Below are 16,635 nucleotides of genomic sequence, written 5' to 3' on the forward strand. Positions count from 1 at the left end.
AAGTCTGGAAATTGGTCGAAAATTCTAGCCGAATGGGCTAGGATAGCGCCCTAATCATACGCAACTGTCATACAGGGGTTCCGTCCCCGAGGTTTTTTCTCCAATGACCCGAGGGTTTCAAGACCCGGCGGCCGACGCGGCACGGACGAATGCCCCGCAGGCCCTGAACGCCGAACCATCGATTTCCCGACGCGCCAGGTTTTTCCGCGGCGCCCTTCTCGCCTCCGCCCTGGGTCTGTTCGCCGCCGCCGCCGCGGTCGGCATGGTCCCCCAAAATTCCAGCGATCTTCCCCCGGCCCGGTTGGTGCAGAGCGTGATGACGCTCTCCCCGGACGAATACCAGGTCAGCGCCAGCGCCGACGCCCCGTACATCAGCGAAACCCGCATCCGCGCCGGCGACACGCTGTCCGCGGTGTTGCAGCGGCTGGAATTGGACGACGACGCGCTGCAGGTCTTCCTGACGCACGACCCGAGCGCGCGCAGCATCTACAAGCTCTATCCCGGCCGCTCCGTGCAGGCGGCGACCGACGAGTCCGGCAAACTGCTGTGGCTGCGTTATATCCATACCCCCGGCAACGAAAGCGACGGCCAGGTGGTGACGCGCTACCTGAACATCGTTCCGGCCGGCGACGGCTACAAGGCCGAGGAAGTCACGCAGAACACGGATCGCCAGACCCGCGTGGCGGTGGGCACCATCCGCTCCTCGCTGTTCGCCGCCACCGACGAGGCCGGCGTGCCCGATTCAGTCACCATGCAGATGGCCGACATCCTCAGCGCCAAGATCGACTTCCTGCGCAACCTGCGCCAGGGCGACCAGTTCCGCGTGGTCTACGAAGTCCGTTCGCACGACGGCCGCTATGCCGGCGCCGGCCGCGTGCTGGCCCTGGAATTCAAGAACCAGGACAAGACGTACACGGCGGTCTGGTACAGCCCGGACGGCGGCGCCAACGGCGCCTACTACGGTTTCGACGGCACCAGCCTGCGCGGCGCCTTCCTGCGCACCGCCCTGAAGTTCAGCCGTATCAGCTCGACCTTCGGCATGCGCATGCACCCGATCCACAAGACCTGGATCGGCCACAAGGGCGTGGACTACGCGGCGCCCATGGGCACGCCCATCCACAGCACCTCGGACGGCGTGGTGGAATTCGCCGGCGTGCAGAACGGCTACGGCAACGTGGTCATCATCAAGCACGACGCCAAGTACTCCACCCTCTATGCGCACCAGAACCGGATCGCCGAGGGCATCCGCAAGGGCGACCACGTGACGCAGGGCGAAGTCATCGGCTACGTCGGCATGACGGGCTGGGCCACCGGCCCGCACCTGCATTACGAGTTCCGCGTCAACAACGAGCCGGTCGACCCGTTGTCGGTGGACCTGCCGGTGGCGCGCAGCCTGGAGGGCGACGACAAGGCCGCTTTCGCCAAGCTGGCCGCCGGCTACAGGCAGCAGATCGAACTGCTGGCCAAGTTCCAGCAGGCCATGCCGGGCGCCCTGGCCAGCGCCGCGGTGAACTAGGCGCCGACCGCAAGCCCACCAGGAGCCGGACCATGAATACGCCGCGTTTGCTGATCGGATTGATGTCCGGCACCAGCACCGACGGCGTGGACGGCGTGCTGGTCCGGTTCGGCGGCCCCCGGCCCGAACTGCTGGCGCAGGCCGACCTGCCCATGCCGGCGCCCCTGCGCCAGGAACTGCTCGCGCTGAACGCCAGCGGCCCCGGCGAACTCGAACGCGCGGCGCTGGCCTCGACGGCCCTGGCCGATCTCTATGCGGACGTCGTGCGGGCCCTGCTGGCGCAAGCCGGCGTCGCCGCGGCGGACATCGCCGCTATCGGCGCCCACGGCCAGACGGTGCGCCACCGCCCGGAACAGGGCTATACCCTGCAATTGAACGCGCCGGCCCGCCTGGCCGAACGCTGCGGCATCGACGTGATCGCGGATTTCCGCAGCCGCGACGTGGCGGCGGGCGGCCAGGGCGCGCCGCTGGTGCCGGCATTCCACGCCGCCATGTTCAACGCCGACGCGCCGCGGGCCGTCCTCAACCTGGGCGGCATCGCCAATGTCACGCTGCTGGCGCCCGGCCGGCCCATCGTGGGATTCGACACCGGCCCCGCCAATATGCTGCTGGACGACTGGTGCCAGCGCCATACCGGCCAGCCCTACGACCGCGACGGCGCCTACGCGGCCAGCGGCAAGCCCGACGACAACATCCTCAATTACCTGCTCGCCAGCGAAGCCTGGCTCAAGCTCGCGCCGCCCAAGTCGACGGGACGCGACCTGTTCAACCGCGCCTGGCTGGACCAGCGCCTGGCCGCGTGGACCGGCTACTGCCGCGCCTTGCAGCCGCAGGACATCCAGGCCACCTTGCAGCGATTCACCGCGCGCACCGTCGCCGACGCCATCGCGGCCAACGCGCCCGACACGCGGGAAGTCCTGGTATGCGGCGGCGGGGTCAGGAACAGCGGGTTGATGCGGGATCTGCAAGACTGCCTGCGGCGGCCGGTGCGTCCAACCGACGACGAAGGAGTGCCGGCGCAGGCCGTGGAGGCGATGGCCTTCGCCTGGCTGGCGCAGGCCTTCCTGGACCGCGTCCCGGCGGGGCTGCCGGAAGTGACCGGCGCGCGCGGGCCTCGCGTGCTGGGCGCGCTTTATCCGGCCTGATCCCGCCGGCCCGGCTGCGCGGGCCCGACTCCCCTGGCCTGAGTCCCTCTGCCTGCCTCAGACGAGCGACTCGGACAATCGGAAAAGACAAAGCCAGGCGCAAGCGCCTGGCTTTATTCACGCAAACAGTGGCGCCGGTCTCTACCGCGGCGCCATCGTCTACGTCGTCAAACCGAGAACGACGAACCGCAGCCGCAGGTGGTCGTGGCGTTCGGATTGCGGATGACGAACTGCGCGCCTTCCAGGTCTTCCTTGTAGTCGATTTCCGCGCCGACGAGGTATTGGAAGCTCATCGGATCGACGAGCAATTGCACGCCTTCCTTGTCCAGCACGGTATCGTCTTCGTTGACCGTTTCGTCGAACGTGAAACCATACTGGAAGCCGGAACAGCCGCCGCCCTGCACGAACACGCGCAGCTTCAGCTCGGGGTTGCCCTCTTCGGCAAGCAGATCCTTGACCTTGGCCGCGGCGGCATCGGTGAAGATCAGCGGGGTGGGCGGAGGGGCTTGCAGGTCTACGGTTTCGGTAACAACAGCGTTCATAATCGGGACTCCTGCCCTCTAGGGGCGAATTCAAGCGGCGCCGTGGCGCCGGCATCTGTCTCTACTATACTGCGCGCGGCCCGGGCCTGCCCAATACACCTACACGGCGCCGGGGCTATTGACGCGAGCCATTAAAAGGGACCCTTCACCGTGCGTGTCGCGCGCACGACACCGCCTTCGAGGACGTTGAGGGTGATGGAGGCCGGGACGAAGCCCTTGGGCAGGCCCAGCAAACCCTGGCCGCGCTGGTATTGATCGAAGTCGAAGGGAATCGTGTCCGGCGGCAAGGGGGCCTTGGCGTCGTCGGCCACCGGGGTCGCCGTTGCCGGGCCGTCCTCCGCCTTGGCCGCCGGCGTCGCGGACGCCCCGCCCGCCACGGCTGGCGCCGTCGCTGACGTCGCCCCCGCCCCGGCGGAATTCACCGGCTCCGCCCCCGCCGCGGGACTCGGACTTGCCGGACGCAGCAGGCTGAGCACCAGGGTTTTCGGCTTGCCGTCCTGCGCCCCCTCCGCCACGAATTGCAGGCTGCCGACGAAGGGCGGGCTGCCGTTGCGGACGCTGCGCATCAGCAGGACGCGATAACGCAGCCCTTCGGCCGTCTGCTCGATATCCAGCCCCCGCACGCTGACCACGCCGCCGGGCGTCGGCGGCAGCAACTGTTCGTAGAACGCCAGGCGGTCGCGCAGGGTGCCCAACTGGTCGAGCTGGCTGTCGACCTGCGCCGCCAGGGCCTCGCCCGCCGAGCGCTCGACCGCCAGCTCCCCTTCCGCCATGTCCAGTTGCCGGCGCACGAACTCCAGGTCGGCGGTGCGCTGGCCCAGTTGCGCCTGCAAGGCGTGCAGCGCTTCCGGCGACGGCGCGTCGGAGTCGGGCTGCCTCAACGCCAGGTACGCCGCTTCCCCGCCGATCACCAGACCGACGAGCAGGACCAGCAGAATGCGGAAGAAAACCGATCGAGACATATCTTTTGCAACAGAATGCGGGACACCAAACAAAAAGGCCGCTTTCGCGGCCTTTTTGCTGGGCATTAACGCTTGCTGAACTGCTTGCGACGACGCGCCTTGCGAAGACCGACCTTCTTACGTTCGACTTCACGGGCATCGCGGGTCACCAGGCCAGCCTGCGACAGCGCGGGCTTCAGCGTGGCATCGTAGTCGATGAGCGCGCGGGTGATGCCGTGGCGCACGGCGCCGGCTTGACCCGATTCGCCACCGCCATGCACGTTGACGCGGATGTCGAAGGACTCCAGATGGCCAGTCAGCTCCAGCGGCTGGCGCACGACCATGCGGCCGGTTTCACGAGCGAAGAACTCGTCGACGGGCTTGCCGTTGACGACGATCTTGCCAGACCCTTTCTTGAGGAACACACGCGCCACCGAAGTTTTACGACGGCCGGTTCCGTAATTCCAGTTACCGATCATGTCGATTCCTTAGATTTCCAGCGGCTTGGGTTGCTGGGCGGTGTGCGGATGCTTGTCATCGGCGTACACCTTCAGCTTCTTGAACATGGCATAGCCAAGCGGGCCCTTCGGGAGCATGCCCTTGACCGCCTTTTCAATGGCGCGGCCGGGGAAACGCTGCTGCATCTTGCCGAAGTTGGTTTCAGTGATACCGCCCGGGTAGGTCGAGTGGCGGTAGTACTTCTTGTCCAGCGCCTTGTTCCCGGTAACGACGATATCGGCCGCGTTGATGATGATGATGTAATCACCAGTGTCAACGTGCGGCGTGAAAACGGGTTTGTGCTTGCCACGCAGACGGCGTGCGACTTCGCTGGCCACACGACCGAGGACCTTGCCCTTCGCGTCGATCACAAACCATTCACGCTTGACTTCATGCGGCTTGGCCACAAAGGTCTTCATGATGGTTCCTAGAGAGATTTTGATTTTCCGGCGGAGAAATCCGGCCGGAATCCCCCCTTTCGCCGCCCCGCCTAAGCGTTGTTGGTTCGCCCGTGCGAGTACGGAAAACAAGGGAAGTCTGCGATTCTAGCACGGAACTGCTCAGTTTTTGAACATTCCGCCGGCGACGGGCCCGCGCGCCGTGGCGAAAAAGCCCTTCGCCCCCCGCTCGCCCAGCCCTTTCGCCCCTATCCCCGGCCGAGCAGGGCCGTGACTTCCGCCTCTATCCAGGCTCTTTCGGCGGGCAGCACGTTGGGATTGCCGGCACGGTGTCCCCAAATAGAGGAAATCGGCCTGAGCCGGCCATTGCGCAGATGCGCCAGCTCGATCTCGCTGTCGGCCACGCGGAAATACATGTCGTGGTCGCAGGGCATCAGCAGGACCTCCGCCTCGATCGCCCGCAGGGCGGCCTCGAAGTCGCCATGGTAACGGTCATTGGCGCTGATGTCGCCGCGCTGCCAGGACCAGAACTGGGCCAGCAGGTCGGCCGGATCGCGACGCGAGAAATGGCCTTCCCAGAAGCGGATCAGGTAATCCTCCAGCGAACTGGCGCCGAGCAGGCGCCACGCTTCCTCCCGGTAGAAGTCCTGCGACAGCCCCGCCGCCGCGTAGACGCGCCCCATCGCGCGAAAGCCGCGCTGGGGAAAGCCGCGAAACTCCCCGTCCTGCCATGCGGCGTCCGCGGTCAGCGCCAGGCTGGCGGCGTCGATGAAGAGGCGGTTGTAGGCCGAACAGCGCGCGGCGCCGCACACCACCGCGATGCGTTTCACCCGCTGCGGAAACAGGGCGGCCCAGTGATAGGCCTGCATGGCGCCCATGGAAAAGCCATAGACCAGGGCCAGTTCCTGGATATCCCATAGCTCCGCCAGCATCCGCTGCTGGACGTGGACGGCGTCGTACAGCGTCGTGTGGGGATACCGCGGCCCGGTGTGCGGCCATGCGCTGGTCGACGGCGAGCTGGAAATGCCGTTGCCGAACAGATTGGGAATGACGATGAAATAGCGCTCCGGGTCCAGCGCGCCCCCGCGCCGGATCATGAACTCCTGCTCCAGGTGGGTCGCGCCATAGGAGGTCGGAAACAGGATCGCATTGTCGCGGCGGGCGTTGAGCTTGCCGTAGGTGGCGTAGCCGATGCGCAGCCCGCGATAGGTCAGGCCGGACTGCAACACCACGTCGCCCGCCTCGTAGCTTCCTTCCGTTCTCTCGATCTCGCTCATCCTGCGACTCCCGCGCCCCCGCATGGCGGCGGGCTGTTCATGGCTCTGTCTATATATAGATGGAGGGGTCCGCACGCATCCGCGCGCATGGCCGTCGGCTCAACGGCGTCCATCCTCGCGAATCATATCCGCCGCCCGCTCGCCGACCATCATCGCGGCGGCGCAGGTGTTGGCCGACGGCGTCCCGGGAATGACGGACGCGTCCGCGATGCGCACGCCCTCCAGCCCGATGAGGCGCAGGCGCTCGTCCACCACCGCCGCGGCATCGGCCGGCGCGCCGACCCGCGCGGTGCCGACCAGGTGCTGGGCCGATGCGCCGTAGCGCGCGGCGAAATCCAGCAGGGCTTCGTCGCTGCCGCCGGCCTCGCCCGGCATGGTCTCCTCGACGAAGTACCGGCGCATGGCCGGCGCGCGCAACACCGCGCGCGCCTTGCGGATGCCGTCGAGCAGCACCCGGCGGTCGAGTTCGTCCGACAGGTAGTTGGGCCGGATGCGCGGCGCTTGCATCGGGTCCGGCGATTCCACGTGCACCGAGCCGCGGCTTCGCGGCCGGTGCGGCCACACCCCGGCGGTCATGCCCGGGAAGTCGTCCAGCACGCCGATGGCGCCGTCCTTGTAGCTGGCCGGCGTGAACACGCCTTGCAGGTCCGGCCTGCCGTCGGCGTGGGCCGACATGGCGAACCAGTGCACGATGGAGGGGCTGACCGCCAGCACGTTGGGCCGGTCGAGCAGCCAGCGCCCGATCTCGCGTAACAGGCCGGCGCCGCGCGCCATTTCATTGATGGTGCGGGCGTTCTTCACGCGCGCCACCACCCGGACCCCGTAATGGTCGGCCAGGTTTTCGCCGACGCCGGGCAAGGCGTGGCGCGCGGCGATGCCGGCGGCGGCCAGGCGAGCCGGATCGCCGATGCCGGACAGCTCCAGCAGGCCCGGCGTGTTCAAGGCCCCGCAACTGACGATCACTTCACGGCGAGCGCGCACCTGGAGGGGGCGGCCGCCGCGCAGATAGGCCACGCCGGTCGCCCGCCTGGGCTGGTCCGCCAGGCCGAACAGCAAGGACTGGGCATGCGCCCGCGTGAGGATGGACAGGTTCGGCCGTCCGCGGGCGCGCTTCAGGTAGGTCGTGGCGACCGCTGAGCGCCAGCGTCCGTCGATGGTGCGCTGGAAGTAGCCGGCGCCCGCCTGGGTCGCGCCGTTGTAGTCGTCGTTGCGCGGGATGCCCTCTTCCCCCGCGGCCTCGATGAAGGCGTCGCAGAGGTCGGAGCGCCACGGCGAACGCGAAACGGCGATGCTGCCCTCGCGCCCGTGGAACGCGCTGTCGTCGGCGCCCAGCCAGCGTTCGGATCGCTTGAAATAGGGCAGCACATCCTCGTAGGACCAGCCGCGCACGCCCAGGGATGACCACGCCAGGAAATCGTCGGCCTGGCCCCGGTTGTAGATCATGCCGTTGATCGAAGTCGTCCCGCCCAGCGTCCGTCCCTGGGGCAAGGCGATGGCCCGCTGCGCCGTCCAGGCGCCGGGCTCGGCGGAGAATTGCCAGGTCCAGGCCGGATTCCTGACGACCTTGATGAAGCCCGCCGGAATGTGCAGCCACGGCGACGTGTTGCGGCCGCCCGCTTCCAGCAGGCACACGGTGACGGCGGGATCCTCGCTGAGCCGGCTCGCGACGATGGCGCCCGCGGCGCCGGAGCCGACGACGACATAGTCGAATTCTTCAGAAGGCTGGGCAGGCATCGCCGTCCTTGTGCCGAGCCTTATTCCAGGCTTTATTCCAGGCTTTACTCCAGGCCTCGTGCCGGACTTCACACCGGGATTCCCCGGCCCCTCCCGGCATGGCCTGCACCGATTGCGCCCGCCCCTTGCGCAAGCGCGGGACGAGAAGATATGGCTGTGTCACGGATTCTTCCGGTTGGCGCGCCCATGCGAGCGCGGCGGCGAGGCCGCCGGCGCAACGACCGGCGGCCTCGCGATACGGCAAAAGCCGCGGGACTTGCTGGTTTACTTGTCCAGGTAGACGGACTCGAAATTCGAGTTGGTGCCCACGCCGTTCGTGATCAGGTTATGGACATTGTTCTTGTACAAGGTCACATTCTGGTTCTCGAAAAGGAAGCCGTTGGCGACGTCGTCGACCAGGATCTTCTGCACCTGCGAGTACAAGGCCTGGCGCTGTTCCCGCGTGGCCGCCGACGACGCCTCGGCGAACAGGCGGTCCACCTCGGGATTGCGATAGCCCTCGTTGTTGACGAAAGGCGAGCCCTTGACGATGTTGCTGGAGATGAACAGGCGCGACACGCCGATGGCCGGATCGCCGAACTGGTCGGTGAAGTGGAAGGTCAGGTCGAAGTCGAAATTGCCGACCCGCTGCGCCCAGCCGCCGGCATCGGTGGCGTCGATGTCGACGTTGAAACCGAGCTGCGTCAGCACCTGGCGGGTGTATTCGCCCAGGCGATCCCAGGCCGAGCCGTACGGATAGCTGAGAATGCGGACGGGATATTTAGCCAGGTCGACGCCGGATTCCTTGATCAGCGCGCGCGCCTTCTTGAGGTCGTAGTTGTAGACCGGCAGATTCGGCTCATGGAAAAGCGTGGTCGACGAAACCGGGCTGGTCGCCACCTTGCCGATGCCGAAGAAGATGTGATCGACGATGAACTGGCGGTTCAGCGCGTACATGACGGCCTGGCGCACCTTGACGTTGTCGAAGGGCGGCTTGCGCTCGTTCATCACCAGCGAGGTGATGGTCGAATACATTTCCGTGCCCTTGGTGGTGCTGGACACGCCCGGCATCGCCTTCACGCGGGTGACGTCGACGTTGTCGATGTCGCCGCCGCGCAATACCTGCACGTCGCCTTTCTCGAAGGCCACCGAACGCGACGCGGAGTCGGGAATGACGTGGAAAACGATGCGGTCGAGATAGGGCAGCCCCGGTTTCCAGTAATGCGGGTTCTTCACCAGCACGATATCGGAACCGCGCTTCCATTCCTTGAACATGAACGGCCCGGTCCCGATGGGATGCTGGTTCGCGGGATTGGTCGCGTAGTCGGTGCCGTCGTAGATGTGTTTGGGCACCACCAGGATGTTGTCGGTGCCGAACAGATAGATGAAGGGCGCGAATCGCTCCTTCAGCTTGAACTGCACGGTGGCGGGGTCCAGCGCGGTGATCGAGGCGACATAGCGGTCCAGGATGGGCCGCACGCGCGGGTGCACCTTGCGCAGGAACTTGTCGGCGGTGAAGACGACGTCGTCCGCGGTGAAGGGCTGGCCGTCATGCCAGGTGACGCCGGTCTGCAGGTGGAAGGTATAGGTCAGGCCGTCCGCGGAAACGTCCCAGGACTTGGCCAGGCCCGGCTGCGGCTGCAGCTTGTCGCTGTAGGTCAGGAGGCCTTCGTAGATCTTGCTGCCGACGTACTGGGTGGGCGATTGCTGGTTGAGCCCGAGGACCAGGACGGGCGGTTCCGGCTGCACGATGGCGTACAGCGTGCCGCCGGCGGTCTGGGCGTGGGCCATGGACATCGCGGAGGCGGCGGCCAGGGCGGCGGTCAGCAGGGCGGCTTTCGCCAGCACCCGCCGCAGGATGGGCAGAGTTGGTTTAGTGCCCCGGTGGCACAGTGGCTGGACCAATTTCATCGAAAATTCCCCTTGGAGTTGGCACTGCAAAAAGTTGCCGTCCTCGACGGCGCCCTCTCATTCGCGGCGCGACCCTCGCTGGATGCCAGCGCCTGGACGGCGGCGCCGGGCGGACCGTCTGCGCGGTGTCCCGATCGGCGAGTCCGGCATCCGGAAGGTCAGGTCGCCAATGAAAAATCCTGGCGCAAGCGGCTGCGCGTACCCATGAAATGCGCGCGCATCGCCGCCCGCGCGCCCTCGGCATCGCGTCGGCACAGGGCCTCGACGATGGAGTCGTGTTCGTGCTCGGCTTTCTCCCAGGCCTCGCGGCCGACGATGAGCTGTTCGAGCTTGTTGAACATCACGCTTTCGTCGTGGATGTCCCACAGGTGGCGCACCGTCAGCGCCATGGCCAGGTTGCCGGTGGCCTCGCCGATGGCGATGTGGAAAAGCCGGTTGTGCAGGCGCGGCGTCTTGGAATTCTCCATCAGCGCGTTCGCCTCGCAGATGGCCTTCAACTGCTCGTCGGTGGCGTTGGCCGCGGCCAGCGCCGCCGCCTCGGGCTCGACGAGCAGATTGACGTGCAGCAGTTCGAAGGCGCCGACGTTGCCCCACACGGGGTTCTCGCCGGAGGCCTGGATATCGACGTCCTCGGCGCGGCGCCGCAAGGCGCTGACCGGCGGCAAGGACGTGCCCTGGCGTTGCCGGACATAGACCCCGCTGCCCACGCGAACCTCGACGTAGCCTTCCACTTCCAGCGCGATCAGCGCTTCGCGCACCGTGGTGCGGCTGACCTGCAGGCGCTCGGCCAACTCACGTTCGGTGGGCAGGCGATCGCCCGCGTCGTACCGCCCGGCGCGGATGGACTGGATGATGCGATCCGCGATGGTTCGGTAGAGACGCTGTACGCTAACGGGACTGAGATCCAGGTTTTCCAAAATCCGGCTTATCATGGTCAAGTGGCTGGACCAATTTTAGTGGCCCGGCCATCATCGGGATGCTGGGATTAACCCTCGCACCGACAACATCGAAACCGGCAAGACCGAAACCGGCAGGATCAAAATCGATCGCACCGGAAAACATCCAAGGGAAATCATGCACAAGCCTAAAGTCGCGGTCGTCTTCACGGGCGGCACCATCGCCGGCCGTTCCGACTCCAGTCTCGACACCACCTCCTACCGCTCCGGCGTCCTCACCGGCGCCGAACTGCTGGCCCGGATTCCCGAGGCGCTCGATATCTGCACCCCGGTGCCGGAGCAGTTCCGCAACGTCGTCAGCGCCGACATCACGGACGCCGACCTGCTGGAGCTGCATGCCCTCGTCAGCCGGCAACTGGCGCAGGACGACATCGCCGGCATGGTGATCACGCATGGCACGGCGACGCTGGAGGAAACCGCCGCTTTCCTGCAATTCACCGTGCACGGCGAGAAACCGGTGGTGCTGGTCGGGGCCATGCGGCCGGATTCCGCCATCAGCGCGGACGGTCCGCTGAACCTCGTGCAGGCCCTGGCGCTGGCCGCCTCGCCCAAGGCGCGCGGACGCGGCGTGCTGGTCTGCGCCAACGACCGCATCGGTTCGGCCATTCATATTTCGAAGACGAATACCCAGGCGGTGGACACCTTCCAGGCGCGCGACGCCGGTTTCCTCGGCGTGATGATGGGAGTGCGGCCGCTGTTCTATGCCCAGCCGGCGCAACCGCTGCTGCCCCCTTGCTTCGACCTCGCCGGCGCGCAGGCGCTGCCGCGGGTGGCGGTGGTGCATACCCACCTGAACGACGATCCCGGCGTGCTGGACTATTTCCTGTCGCAGGGCGCCCGGGGCCTGGTCATCGCCGCCACCGGCAACGGCACCATGTCCACCGCGATGGTCGATCGCGCCAATGCCTGCGTCGAACGCGGCATCCCCGTGGTGAAGTCTTCCGTCTGCGGCGCCGGCTTCCTGTGGAACGAAGGCAAGGACCTGCTGATCCCGGCGGGCTTCCACAATCCGCAGAAGTCCAGGATCCTGCTGGCGCTGTGCCTGCGGCAAGGCATGGACCGGGCGCGGATCGAAGCCTGCTTCACGGCCCCGCTGGCCTGAACGCCGAACGCCGAACGCCAACGTCGGACAGCCCGGCCCCCGCGCCCGGGCATCCGCGCCGGGCATCCACGACACGGCCCCGGGCCCTAGCCGCCCAGGTAGGCTTCCAGCACCCGCGGGTGGCCCAGCAGTTCCCGTCCGCTGCCCGACAGCGCCAGCGCGCCGTTCTCCAGCACGTAGCCCTTCTGGGCGATCTTCAGGGCCTGGCGCACGTTCTGCTCCACCAGGAACAGGGTCAGGCCGTCGGCGTTGATGGCGCGCACGGCGCGGAAGATTTCCTGCACCACGATGGGCGCCAGGCCCATCGACGGCTCGTCCAGCAGCAACAGCCGCGGCTTGGCCATCAGCGCCCGGCCGATGGCCAGCATCTGCTGCTCGCCGCCGGAGAGGTTGCCGGCCACGCCTTGCAGGCGTTCCTTCAGGCGCGGAAACAGGTTGAAGACGTATTCGAGATCGCCGGCGACGTTGGCGCGGCCGCGGCGATAGGCGCCTAGCTCCAGGTTCTCGCGCACCGTCATGGTGGTGAGAATGGCGCGCCCTTCCGGCACCTGCACGATGCCGCGCGCCACAATCTGGTGCGGCGCCAGGCGCGTGATGTCCTCGCCCTCGAACAGCACCGCGCCCTTGGCCTTGGGCAGCAGCCCCGACAAGGCCAGCAGCGTGGTCGACTTGCCGGCGCCGTTGGCGCCCACCAGGGCGGTGATCTGCCCGGCTTCCAGGGACATGTCGACGCCGCGCACCGCCTCGATGTGGCCGTAATTGATTTCCAGGCCACGTATTTCCAGCATGGCGGTCATTGCACTACCCTCCTGTCGCCGCAGATTCGCGCGGGGGTCGACCCGATAGGCTCATGCGCGCACCTCCGCCGCTTGCTCGTCTTCCTCGTCGTCGCGGCCCAGGTAGGCCTCGATGACCTGTTCGTTGTTGCGGATCGATTCCGGCTCGCCGCTGGCGATGATCTTGCCGAAGTTCAGCACGGCGATGGTTTCGCACAGCCCCATCACGAAATGCATGTCGTGCTCGATCATCAGGATGGTGTACCCGCGGCCGCGGATGGCCTCGATCTCGCGCATCAGTTCGGCGCGCTCGCCGGTGTTCATGCCCGCCACCGGTTCGTCCAGCAGCAGCAGGCGCGGCTCGGTCGCCAGCGCGCGGGCCAGCTCCAGGCGGCGCTGTTCGCCGTAGGACAGGTTGTCGGCCAGGTCGTTGGCCTTGTGGTCCAGCTTCATCCAACTCAGCAGTTCCAGCGCGCGCTCGCGCGCCCGCGCTTCGTGCTTGCGGAAATTGGGCAGGCTGAACAGCAGGCCGCCGATGCCGTAGTGCATGTGCCGGTAGGCGCCCACCACCACGTTTTCCAGCAGCGTCATCTCCTTGAACAGGCGGATGTTCTGGAAGGTGCGCGCCACGCCGGCGCGGGTGATGAGGTGCGGCTTGACGCCGACCAGGCTCTTGCCGTCGAAGCTGACGTTGCCGCCGCTCGGGCGCAGCAGGCCGGTGATGATGTTGAAGACCGTGGTCTTGCCGGCGCCGTTGGGGCCGATCAGGCCGAAGATGGCGCCCTGCGGCACCTTGAGATTGACGTCGTGCAGCACGTGCAGGCCGCCGAAACGCATGGAGATGTTCGAGAGCTCAAGCATGGCGCTTGCCTCCCTTGCGCGTCCAGCGCGCGAAACGCGCCGGATCCCAGATGCCTTGCGGCAGGAACAGAACGATGAGCACCAGGATGACCCCGTTGGCGACCAGGCGGAAGTCGCCCAGACCGCGCAGCGCTTCCGGCAGCACGGTGATGATGGCGCTGCCCAGCAGCGGTCCGATCAGGCTGTTGATGCCCCCCAGGATGGTCATGGTCAGGATTTCCACGCCACGGTCGAAACCGAATTCCTGCGGGCCGATGAAAAACGTCAGGTGAGCATTGAGCGCACCGGCCAGGCCGGCGACGGCCGCGCCCAGGATGAAGGCCGCCATCTTGTTGGCGCGCACGTCGATCCCCATCAGGCCGGCGGCGGTCTCGTCGCTGCGGATGGCGTCGAAGGCGCGCCCGATCTTGGAGGCGCGCATGCGCCACAGCGCCAGCAGCACGATGGCCACGGCGGCGGCCACGTGCCACCACTGCGTCAGTTGCGGGATGCCGTTCAGGCCCAGCGCGCCGCCGGTCACCGATTCCGTGTTGAGGATGGCCACCCGCACCACTTCGCCGAAACCCAGCGTCGCCATGGCGAGGTAGACCCCGGACAAGCGGATGGTGGGCAGGCCGATCAGCGCCGCCACCACCGCCGGCGCGGCCATGCCGCCGGCCAGCGCCACCGAGAAAGGCATGTCGTAGTTCATCGTCAGCAGCGCCGCGGCATAGGCGCCGATGCCCATGAAGGCGGCGTTCGCCATGGCCAGCATGCCGCAGGCCAGGGTCAGCCAGATGGACAGCGCCAGCAAGGCATTGGTCCCCAGCGACAGGACCAGGTTGCCGTAGATATTCCAGAAATTTTCGAGTCCGCTCATGCTCAAGCCTTGCGTTGCACCACTTTGCCGAACAGGCCCTGGGGGCGCACCAGCAGGATCAGGAAGAGCAGGCCGAAAGCCACCGCGTCGCGCATCGTCGATCCGATGTACGCGACCGACAGCACTTCGGCGAAGCCCAGGAACAGGCCGCCGAGCATGGCGCCGCGGATGTCGCCCATGCCGCCCAGGATGATGACGGCGATGCCCTTGTGCAGCATGGGCTGGCCCATCAGCGGGAAGACGGCGTTCGAATACAAGCCGATCAGCAGGCCCGCCACGCCGCCCAGCGCGCCCGCCATGAAGGAGGTCACCAGGAACAGTTGCTCGACGTTGATGCCCAGCAGCCAGGCGGCCTTGGGCGATTCGGCGATGGCGCGCAAGGCGCGGCCGAACTGCGTGCGGTGCATGACCAGCATCAGCACCGCCATCAAGGCGAAGGACAGGAAGATGATGGCCAGCTCGATGACCGTCACGTGCATGCCGGCGATGACCAGCGTCTGCTCGGGCACGATGCCCGCCGGAAAGCGCTGGTTGCTGGCGCCGTAGACGCCCTGCATGCCGTTGTTCAGGATGATGCCCACGCCGATGGTGGCGATCATCGGGATCAGGTGGGGCGCGTTGCGCTTGCGCAGCGGCTTGAGCACCAGCCAGTCGATCAGGGCGCCGACCGCCCCGGAGGCCACGAAGGCCCCGATGACGGCGACCCACAGCGGAACGCCCAGTTTGGTAATGAAGGACAGCGCCACGTATGCGCCCACCATGAATACCGCGCCATGGGCCAGATTGATAATGCCCAGCACGCCGAAGACCAGCGTGAAGCCCAGCGCGAACAAGGCGTACACACAGCCCAGGGACAGGGCATTGACGAATTGTTGTTCCAACATTCCAGGGGTTCCGAATCGAAAAACGCCTTGCGGACAGCGGCGATGGCCGCGGCCCGCAAGGCGTCGAACACGGCGTCGGCCGCGCTCGCCTTGCTTGGTTTACTTCACGATGAGGTACTTGCCGTCCTTCGTCACGCTGACGATGGGCGCTTGCTCGGCGTCATAGCCGGCGGGCCTGCCGGCGCGGTCCTTGGCCTGGCGGAACTTGAAGGGGCCGGTGGCGCCGGTCCAGCTCACGGCAGGCAGGGCATCGCGCAGGGCGGCACGGTCGGCGGCGAGGTCACCCGTCAGCTTGGTCTTCTTCAGGGCCGCGGCAACGATGTGCATGGCGTCGTACGCCTGGGCCGCGAATTGATCGGGGGCCATGTTGTACTTGGCCTTGTAGGCACCGATGAACTTGGTATTTTCAGGGGCCGGATTTTCGATCGACCAGGGGCTGCCGACCCACAGGTCGTTGGAGGCCGCGCCGGGCGCCAGCTCGAAGATCTTAACCGAATTCATGCCGTTGCCGCCAATGAACGGCACGTTCAGGCCGATCTGGCGCGCCTGCACCATAATGGGGCCGCCTTCGGCCAGCAGCGCGGACAGCACCACGGCGTCGGGGTTGGTGCCCTTGATCTTGGTCAGTTGGGCCTTGAAGTCGACGTCGCCCTTGGCGAAGGTTTCCGTGGTGGTGACCGGGATCTTCAGGTCTTCCAGGGCCTTCTTGAAATTGTCGTAGCCGCTCTTGGTGAAGACGTCGTCGTTGCCGTACAGCACCGCGACCTTCTTCACGCCGGCCTTGTCCATGGCCATCTTCAGGGTGGCGGGCAGCACGTCGGCCTCGGTCACCGAGTTGCGGAAGACGTAGTTGCCGATCGAGGTGATGCCGTCGGCGGTGTTGGACGTGCCGAAGGCCACGGTCTTGCCGGCCTGGGCGATGGGATCGGCGGCCTGGGCCGAATTCGACAGCGTCGGGCCGAAGATCATCAGGACCTTGTCCTGGAAAATCAGCTTCTTGAAGACGTTGATGGCTTCTTCTTTCTTGCCCTGTTCGTCTTCGATCACCAGCGCCAGCTTGTTGCCGTCGATGCCGCCGGCGGCATTGATTTCATCGGCCGCCAACTGGAAACCGTTGCGGATGGCCACGCCGTACTGGGCGGCGCCGCCGGACAGGGCCTCGGCCATGCCCAGCTTGATGTCGGCCGCGTGGGCGGCGGGGAAGGCGCCGGCCATCGCGACGGCGGCCAGCAGCTTTTTATAAGTGAAATTCATGG

The 16,635-nt window shown here is 66.7% G+C and carries 16 protein-coding genes; 3 read left to right on the top strand and 13 right to left on the bottom strand.

Annotated elements, in window-relative coordinates; genetic code table 11:
* The first annotated feature begins 103 nt into the window (after window positions 1–103).
* Together CAL29_RS27240 and CAL29_RS27245 are read left to right on the top strand one after the other, a co-directional pair.
* Window positions 104–1,516, top strand: a complete 1,413-nt coding sequence (locus CAL29_RS27240; protein ID WP_373559818.1) for a M23 family metallopeptidase — start codon at window positions 104–106, stop codon at window positions 1,514–1,516.
* A 32-nt stretch (window positions 1,517–1,548) separates the two neighbouring features.
* On the top strand, window positions 1,549–2,661 hold the full coding sequence (locus CAL29_RS27245; RefSeq protein ID WP_094856018.1) for an anhydro-N-acetylmuramic acid kinase: 1,113 nt from the start codon (window positions 1,549–1,551) through the stop codon (window positions 2,659–2,661).
* A 167-nt stretch (window positions 2,662–2,828) separates the two neighbouring features.
* Here CAL29_RS27245 and erpA read toward each other — a convergent pair whose 3' ends face one another.
* The 8 genes from erpA to CAL29_RS27285 form a co-directional block, all read right to left on the bottom strand.
* Window positions 2,829–3,203, bottom strand: a complete 375-nt coding sequence (erpA, locus tag CAL29_RS27250; protein ID WP_094856019.1) for an iron-sulfur cluster insertion protein ErpA — start codon at window positions 3,201–3,203, stop codon at window positions 2,829–2,831.
* Window positions 3,204–3,334: 131 nt separating this feature from the next.
* The gene (locus CAL29_RS27255) at window positions 3,335–4,165 is read right to left on the bottom strand and encodes a DUF6776 family protein (RefSeq protein WP_094856020.1); all 831 of its coding nucleotides are present in this window, start codon (window positions 4,163–4,165) and stop codon (window positions 3,335–3,337) included.
* A 65-nt stretch (window positions 4,166–4,230) separates the two neighbouring features.
* The gene (gene rpsI / locus CAL29_RS27260; protein ID WP_088598928.1) at window positions 4,231–4,623 is read right to left on the bottom strand and encodes a 30S ribosomal protein S9; all 393 of its coding nucleotides are present in this window, start codon (window positions 4,621–4,623) and stop codon (window positions 4,231–4,233) included.
* Window positions 4,624–4,632: 9 nt separating this feature from the next.
* Window positions 4,633–5,061, bottom strand: a complete 429-nt coding sequence (gene rplM, locus CAL29_RS27265; RefSeq protein WP_094856021.1) for a 50S ribosomal protein L13 — start codon at window positions 5,059–5,061, stop codon at window positions 4,633–4,635.
* A gap of 227 nt (window positions 5,062–5,288) precedes the next feature.
* Window positions 5,289–6,317, bottom strand: a complete 1,029-nt coding sequence (locus tag CAL29_RS27270) for an alpha/beta fold hydrolase (protein ID WP_094856022.1) — start codon at window positions 6,315–6,317, stop codon at window positions 5,289–5,291.
* Window positions 6,318–6,416: 99 nt separating this feature from the next.
* On the bottom strand, window positions 6,417–8,051 hold the full coding sequence (locus CAL29_RS27275) for a GMC family oxidoreductase (protein ID WP_094856023.1): 1,635 nt from the start codon (window positions 8,049–8,051) through the stop codon (window positions 6,417–6,419).
* A gap of 264 nt (window positions 8,052–8,315) precedes the next feature.
* The gene (locus CAL29_RS27280) at window positions 8,316–9,941 is read right to left on the bottom strand and encodes an ABC transporter substrate-binding protein (RefSeq protein WP_094856024.1); all 1,626 of its coding nucleotides are present in this window, start codon (window positions 9,939–9,941) and stop codon (window positions 8,316–8,318) included.
* 158 nt (window positions 9,942–10,099) lie between these two features.
* Window positions 10,100–10,858: a FadR/GntR family transcriptional regulator gene (locus tag CAL29_RS27285; RefSeq protein ID WP_256977768.1), complete on the bottom strand. Its 759-nt coding sequence runs from the start codon at window positions 10,856–10,858 to the stop codon at window positions 10,100–10,102.
* Between the two features lie 157 nt (window positions 10,859–11,015).
* Between CAL29_RS27285 and CAL29_RS27290 the strand changes: the two genes are divergently transcribed.
* The gene (locus CAL29_RS27290) at window positions 11,016–11,999 is read left to right on the top strand and encodes an asparaginase (RefSeq protein ID WP_094856026.1); all 984 of its coding nucleotides are present in this window, start codon (window positions 11,016–11,018) and stop codon (window positions 11,997–11,999) included.
* 86 nt (window positions 12,000–12,085) lie between these two features.
* Here the strand turns inward: CAL29_RS27290 and CAL29_RS27295 are convergent, their stop codons facing one another.
* The 5 genes from CAL29_RS27295 to CAL29_RS27315 form a co-directional block, all read right to left on the bottom strand.
* Complete coding sequence (locus CAL29_RS27295; protein WP_094856027.1) at window positions 12,086–12,796, bottom strand: ABC transporter ATP-binding protein; 711 nt, start codon at window positions 12,794–12,796, stop codon at window positions 12,086–12,088.
* Window positions 12,797–12,847: 51 nt separating this feature from the next.
* Window positions 12,848–13,636: an ABC transporter ATP-binding protein gene (locus tag CAL29_RS27300; RefSeq protein WP_094856028.1), complete on the bottom strand. Its 789-nt coding sequence runs from the start codon at window positions 13,634–13,636 to the stop codon at window positions 12,848–12,850.
* Window positions 13,629–14,495 carry a branched-chain amino acid ABC transporter permease gene (locus tag CAL29_RS27305; protein ID WP_094856029.1) on the bottom strand — a complete coding sequence of 289 codons (867 nt, stop codon included), beginning with the start codon at window positions 14,493–14,495 and terminating at the stop codon, window positions 13,629–13,631. The genes CAL29_RS27300 and CAL29_RS27305 overlap by 8 nt, the downstream gene beginning before the upstream one ends.
* Window positions 14,496–14,497: 2 nt before the next feature.
* Window positions 14,498–15,379 carry a branched-chain amino acid ABC transporter permease gene (locus tag CAL29_RS27310; protein WP_094856030.1) on the bottom strand — a complete coding sequence of 294 codons (882 nt, stop codon included), beginning with the start codon at window positions 15,377–15,379 and terminating at the stop codon, window positions 14,498–14,500.
* A 99-nt stretch (window positions 15,380–15,478) separates the two neighbouring features.
* On the bottom strand, window positions 15,479–16,633 hold the full coding sequence (locus CAL29_RS27315) for an ABC transporter substrate-binding protein (protein ID WP_094856031.1): 1,155 nt from the start codon (window positions 16,631–16,633) through the stop codon (window positions 15,479–15,481).
* Window positions 16,634–16,635: the final 2 nt, after the last annotated feature.

Source organism: Bordetella genomosp. 10, assembly GCF_002261225.1.
Classification (GTDB): Bacteria; Pseudomonadota; Gammaproteobacteria; order Burkholderiales; family Burkholderiaceae_B; genus Bordetella_C.

Bases quoted from the DNA above. Each gene is read 5' to 3' on its own strand.
- CAL29_RS27305 (WP_094856029.1), bottom strand. From the start codon at position 14,495: ATGAGCGGACTCGAAAATTTCTGGAATATCTACGGCAACCTGGTCCTG.
- CAL29_RS27300 (WP_094856028.1), bottom strand. From the start codon at position 13,636: ATGCTTGAGCTCTCGAACATCTCCATGCGTTTCGGCGGCCTGCACGTG.
- erpA (WP_094856019.1), bottom strand. From the start codon at position 3,203: ATGAACGCTGTTGTTACCGAAACCGTAGACCTGCAAGCCCCTCCGCCC.
- rplM (WP_094856021.1), bottom strand. From the start codon at position 5,061: ATGAAGACCTTTGTGGCCAAGCCGCATGAAGTCAAGCGTGAATGGTTT.
- CAL29_RS27255 (WP_094856020.1), bottom strand. From the start codon at position 4,165: ATGTCTCGATCGGTTTTCTTCCGCATTCTGCTGGTCCTGCTCGTCGGT.
- CAL29_RS27315 (WP_094856031.1), bottom strand. From the start codon at position 16,633: ATGAATTTCACTTATAAAAAGCTGCTGGCCGCCGTCGCGATGGCCGGC.
- CAL29_RS27245 (WP_094856018.1), top strand. From the start codon at position 1,549: ATGAATACGCCGCGTTTGCTGATCGGATTGATGTCCGGCACCAGCACC.
- CAL29_RS27270 (WP_094856022.1), bottom strand. From the start codon at position 6,317: ATGAGCGAGATCGAGAGAACGGAAGGAAGCTACGAGGCGGGCGACGTG.
- CAL29_RS27275 (WP_094856023.1), bottom strand. From the start codon at position 8,051: ATGCCTGCCCAGCCTTCTGAAGAATTCGACTATGTCGTCGTCGGCTCC.
- CAL29_RS27295 (WP_094856027.1), bottom strand. From the start codon at position 12,796: ATGACCGCCATGCTGGAAATACGTGGCCTGGAAATCAATTACGGCCAC.
- CAL29_RS27310 (WP_094856030.1), bottom strand. From the start codon at position 15,379: ATGTTGGAACAACAATTCGTCAATGCCCTGTCCCTGGGCTGTGTGTAC.
- CAL29_RS27280 (WP_094856024.1), bottom strand. From the start codon at position 9,941: ATGAAATTGGTCCAGCCACTGTGCCACCGGGGCACTAAACCAACTCTG.
- CAL29_RS27240 (WP_373559818.1), top strand. From the start codon at position 104: ATGACCCGAGGGTTTCAAGACCCGGCGGCCGACGCGGCACGGACGAAT.
- CAL29_RS27290 (WP_094856026.1), top strand. From the start codon at position 11,016: ATGCACAAGCCTAAAGTCGCGGTCGTCTTCACGGGCGGCACCATCGCC.
- rpsI (WP_088598928.1), bottom strand. From the start codon at position 4,623: ATGATCGGTAACTGGAATTACGGAACCGGCCGTCGTAAAACTTCGGTG.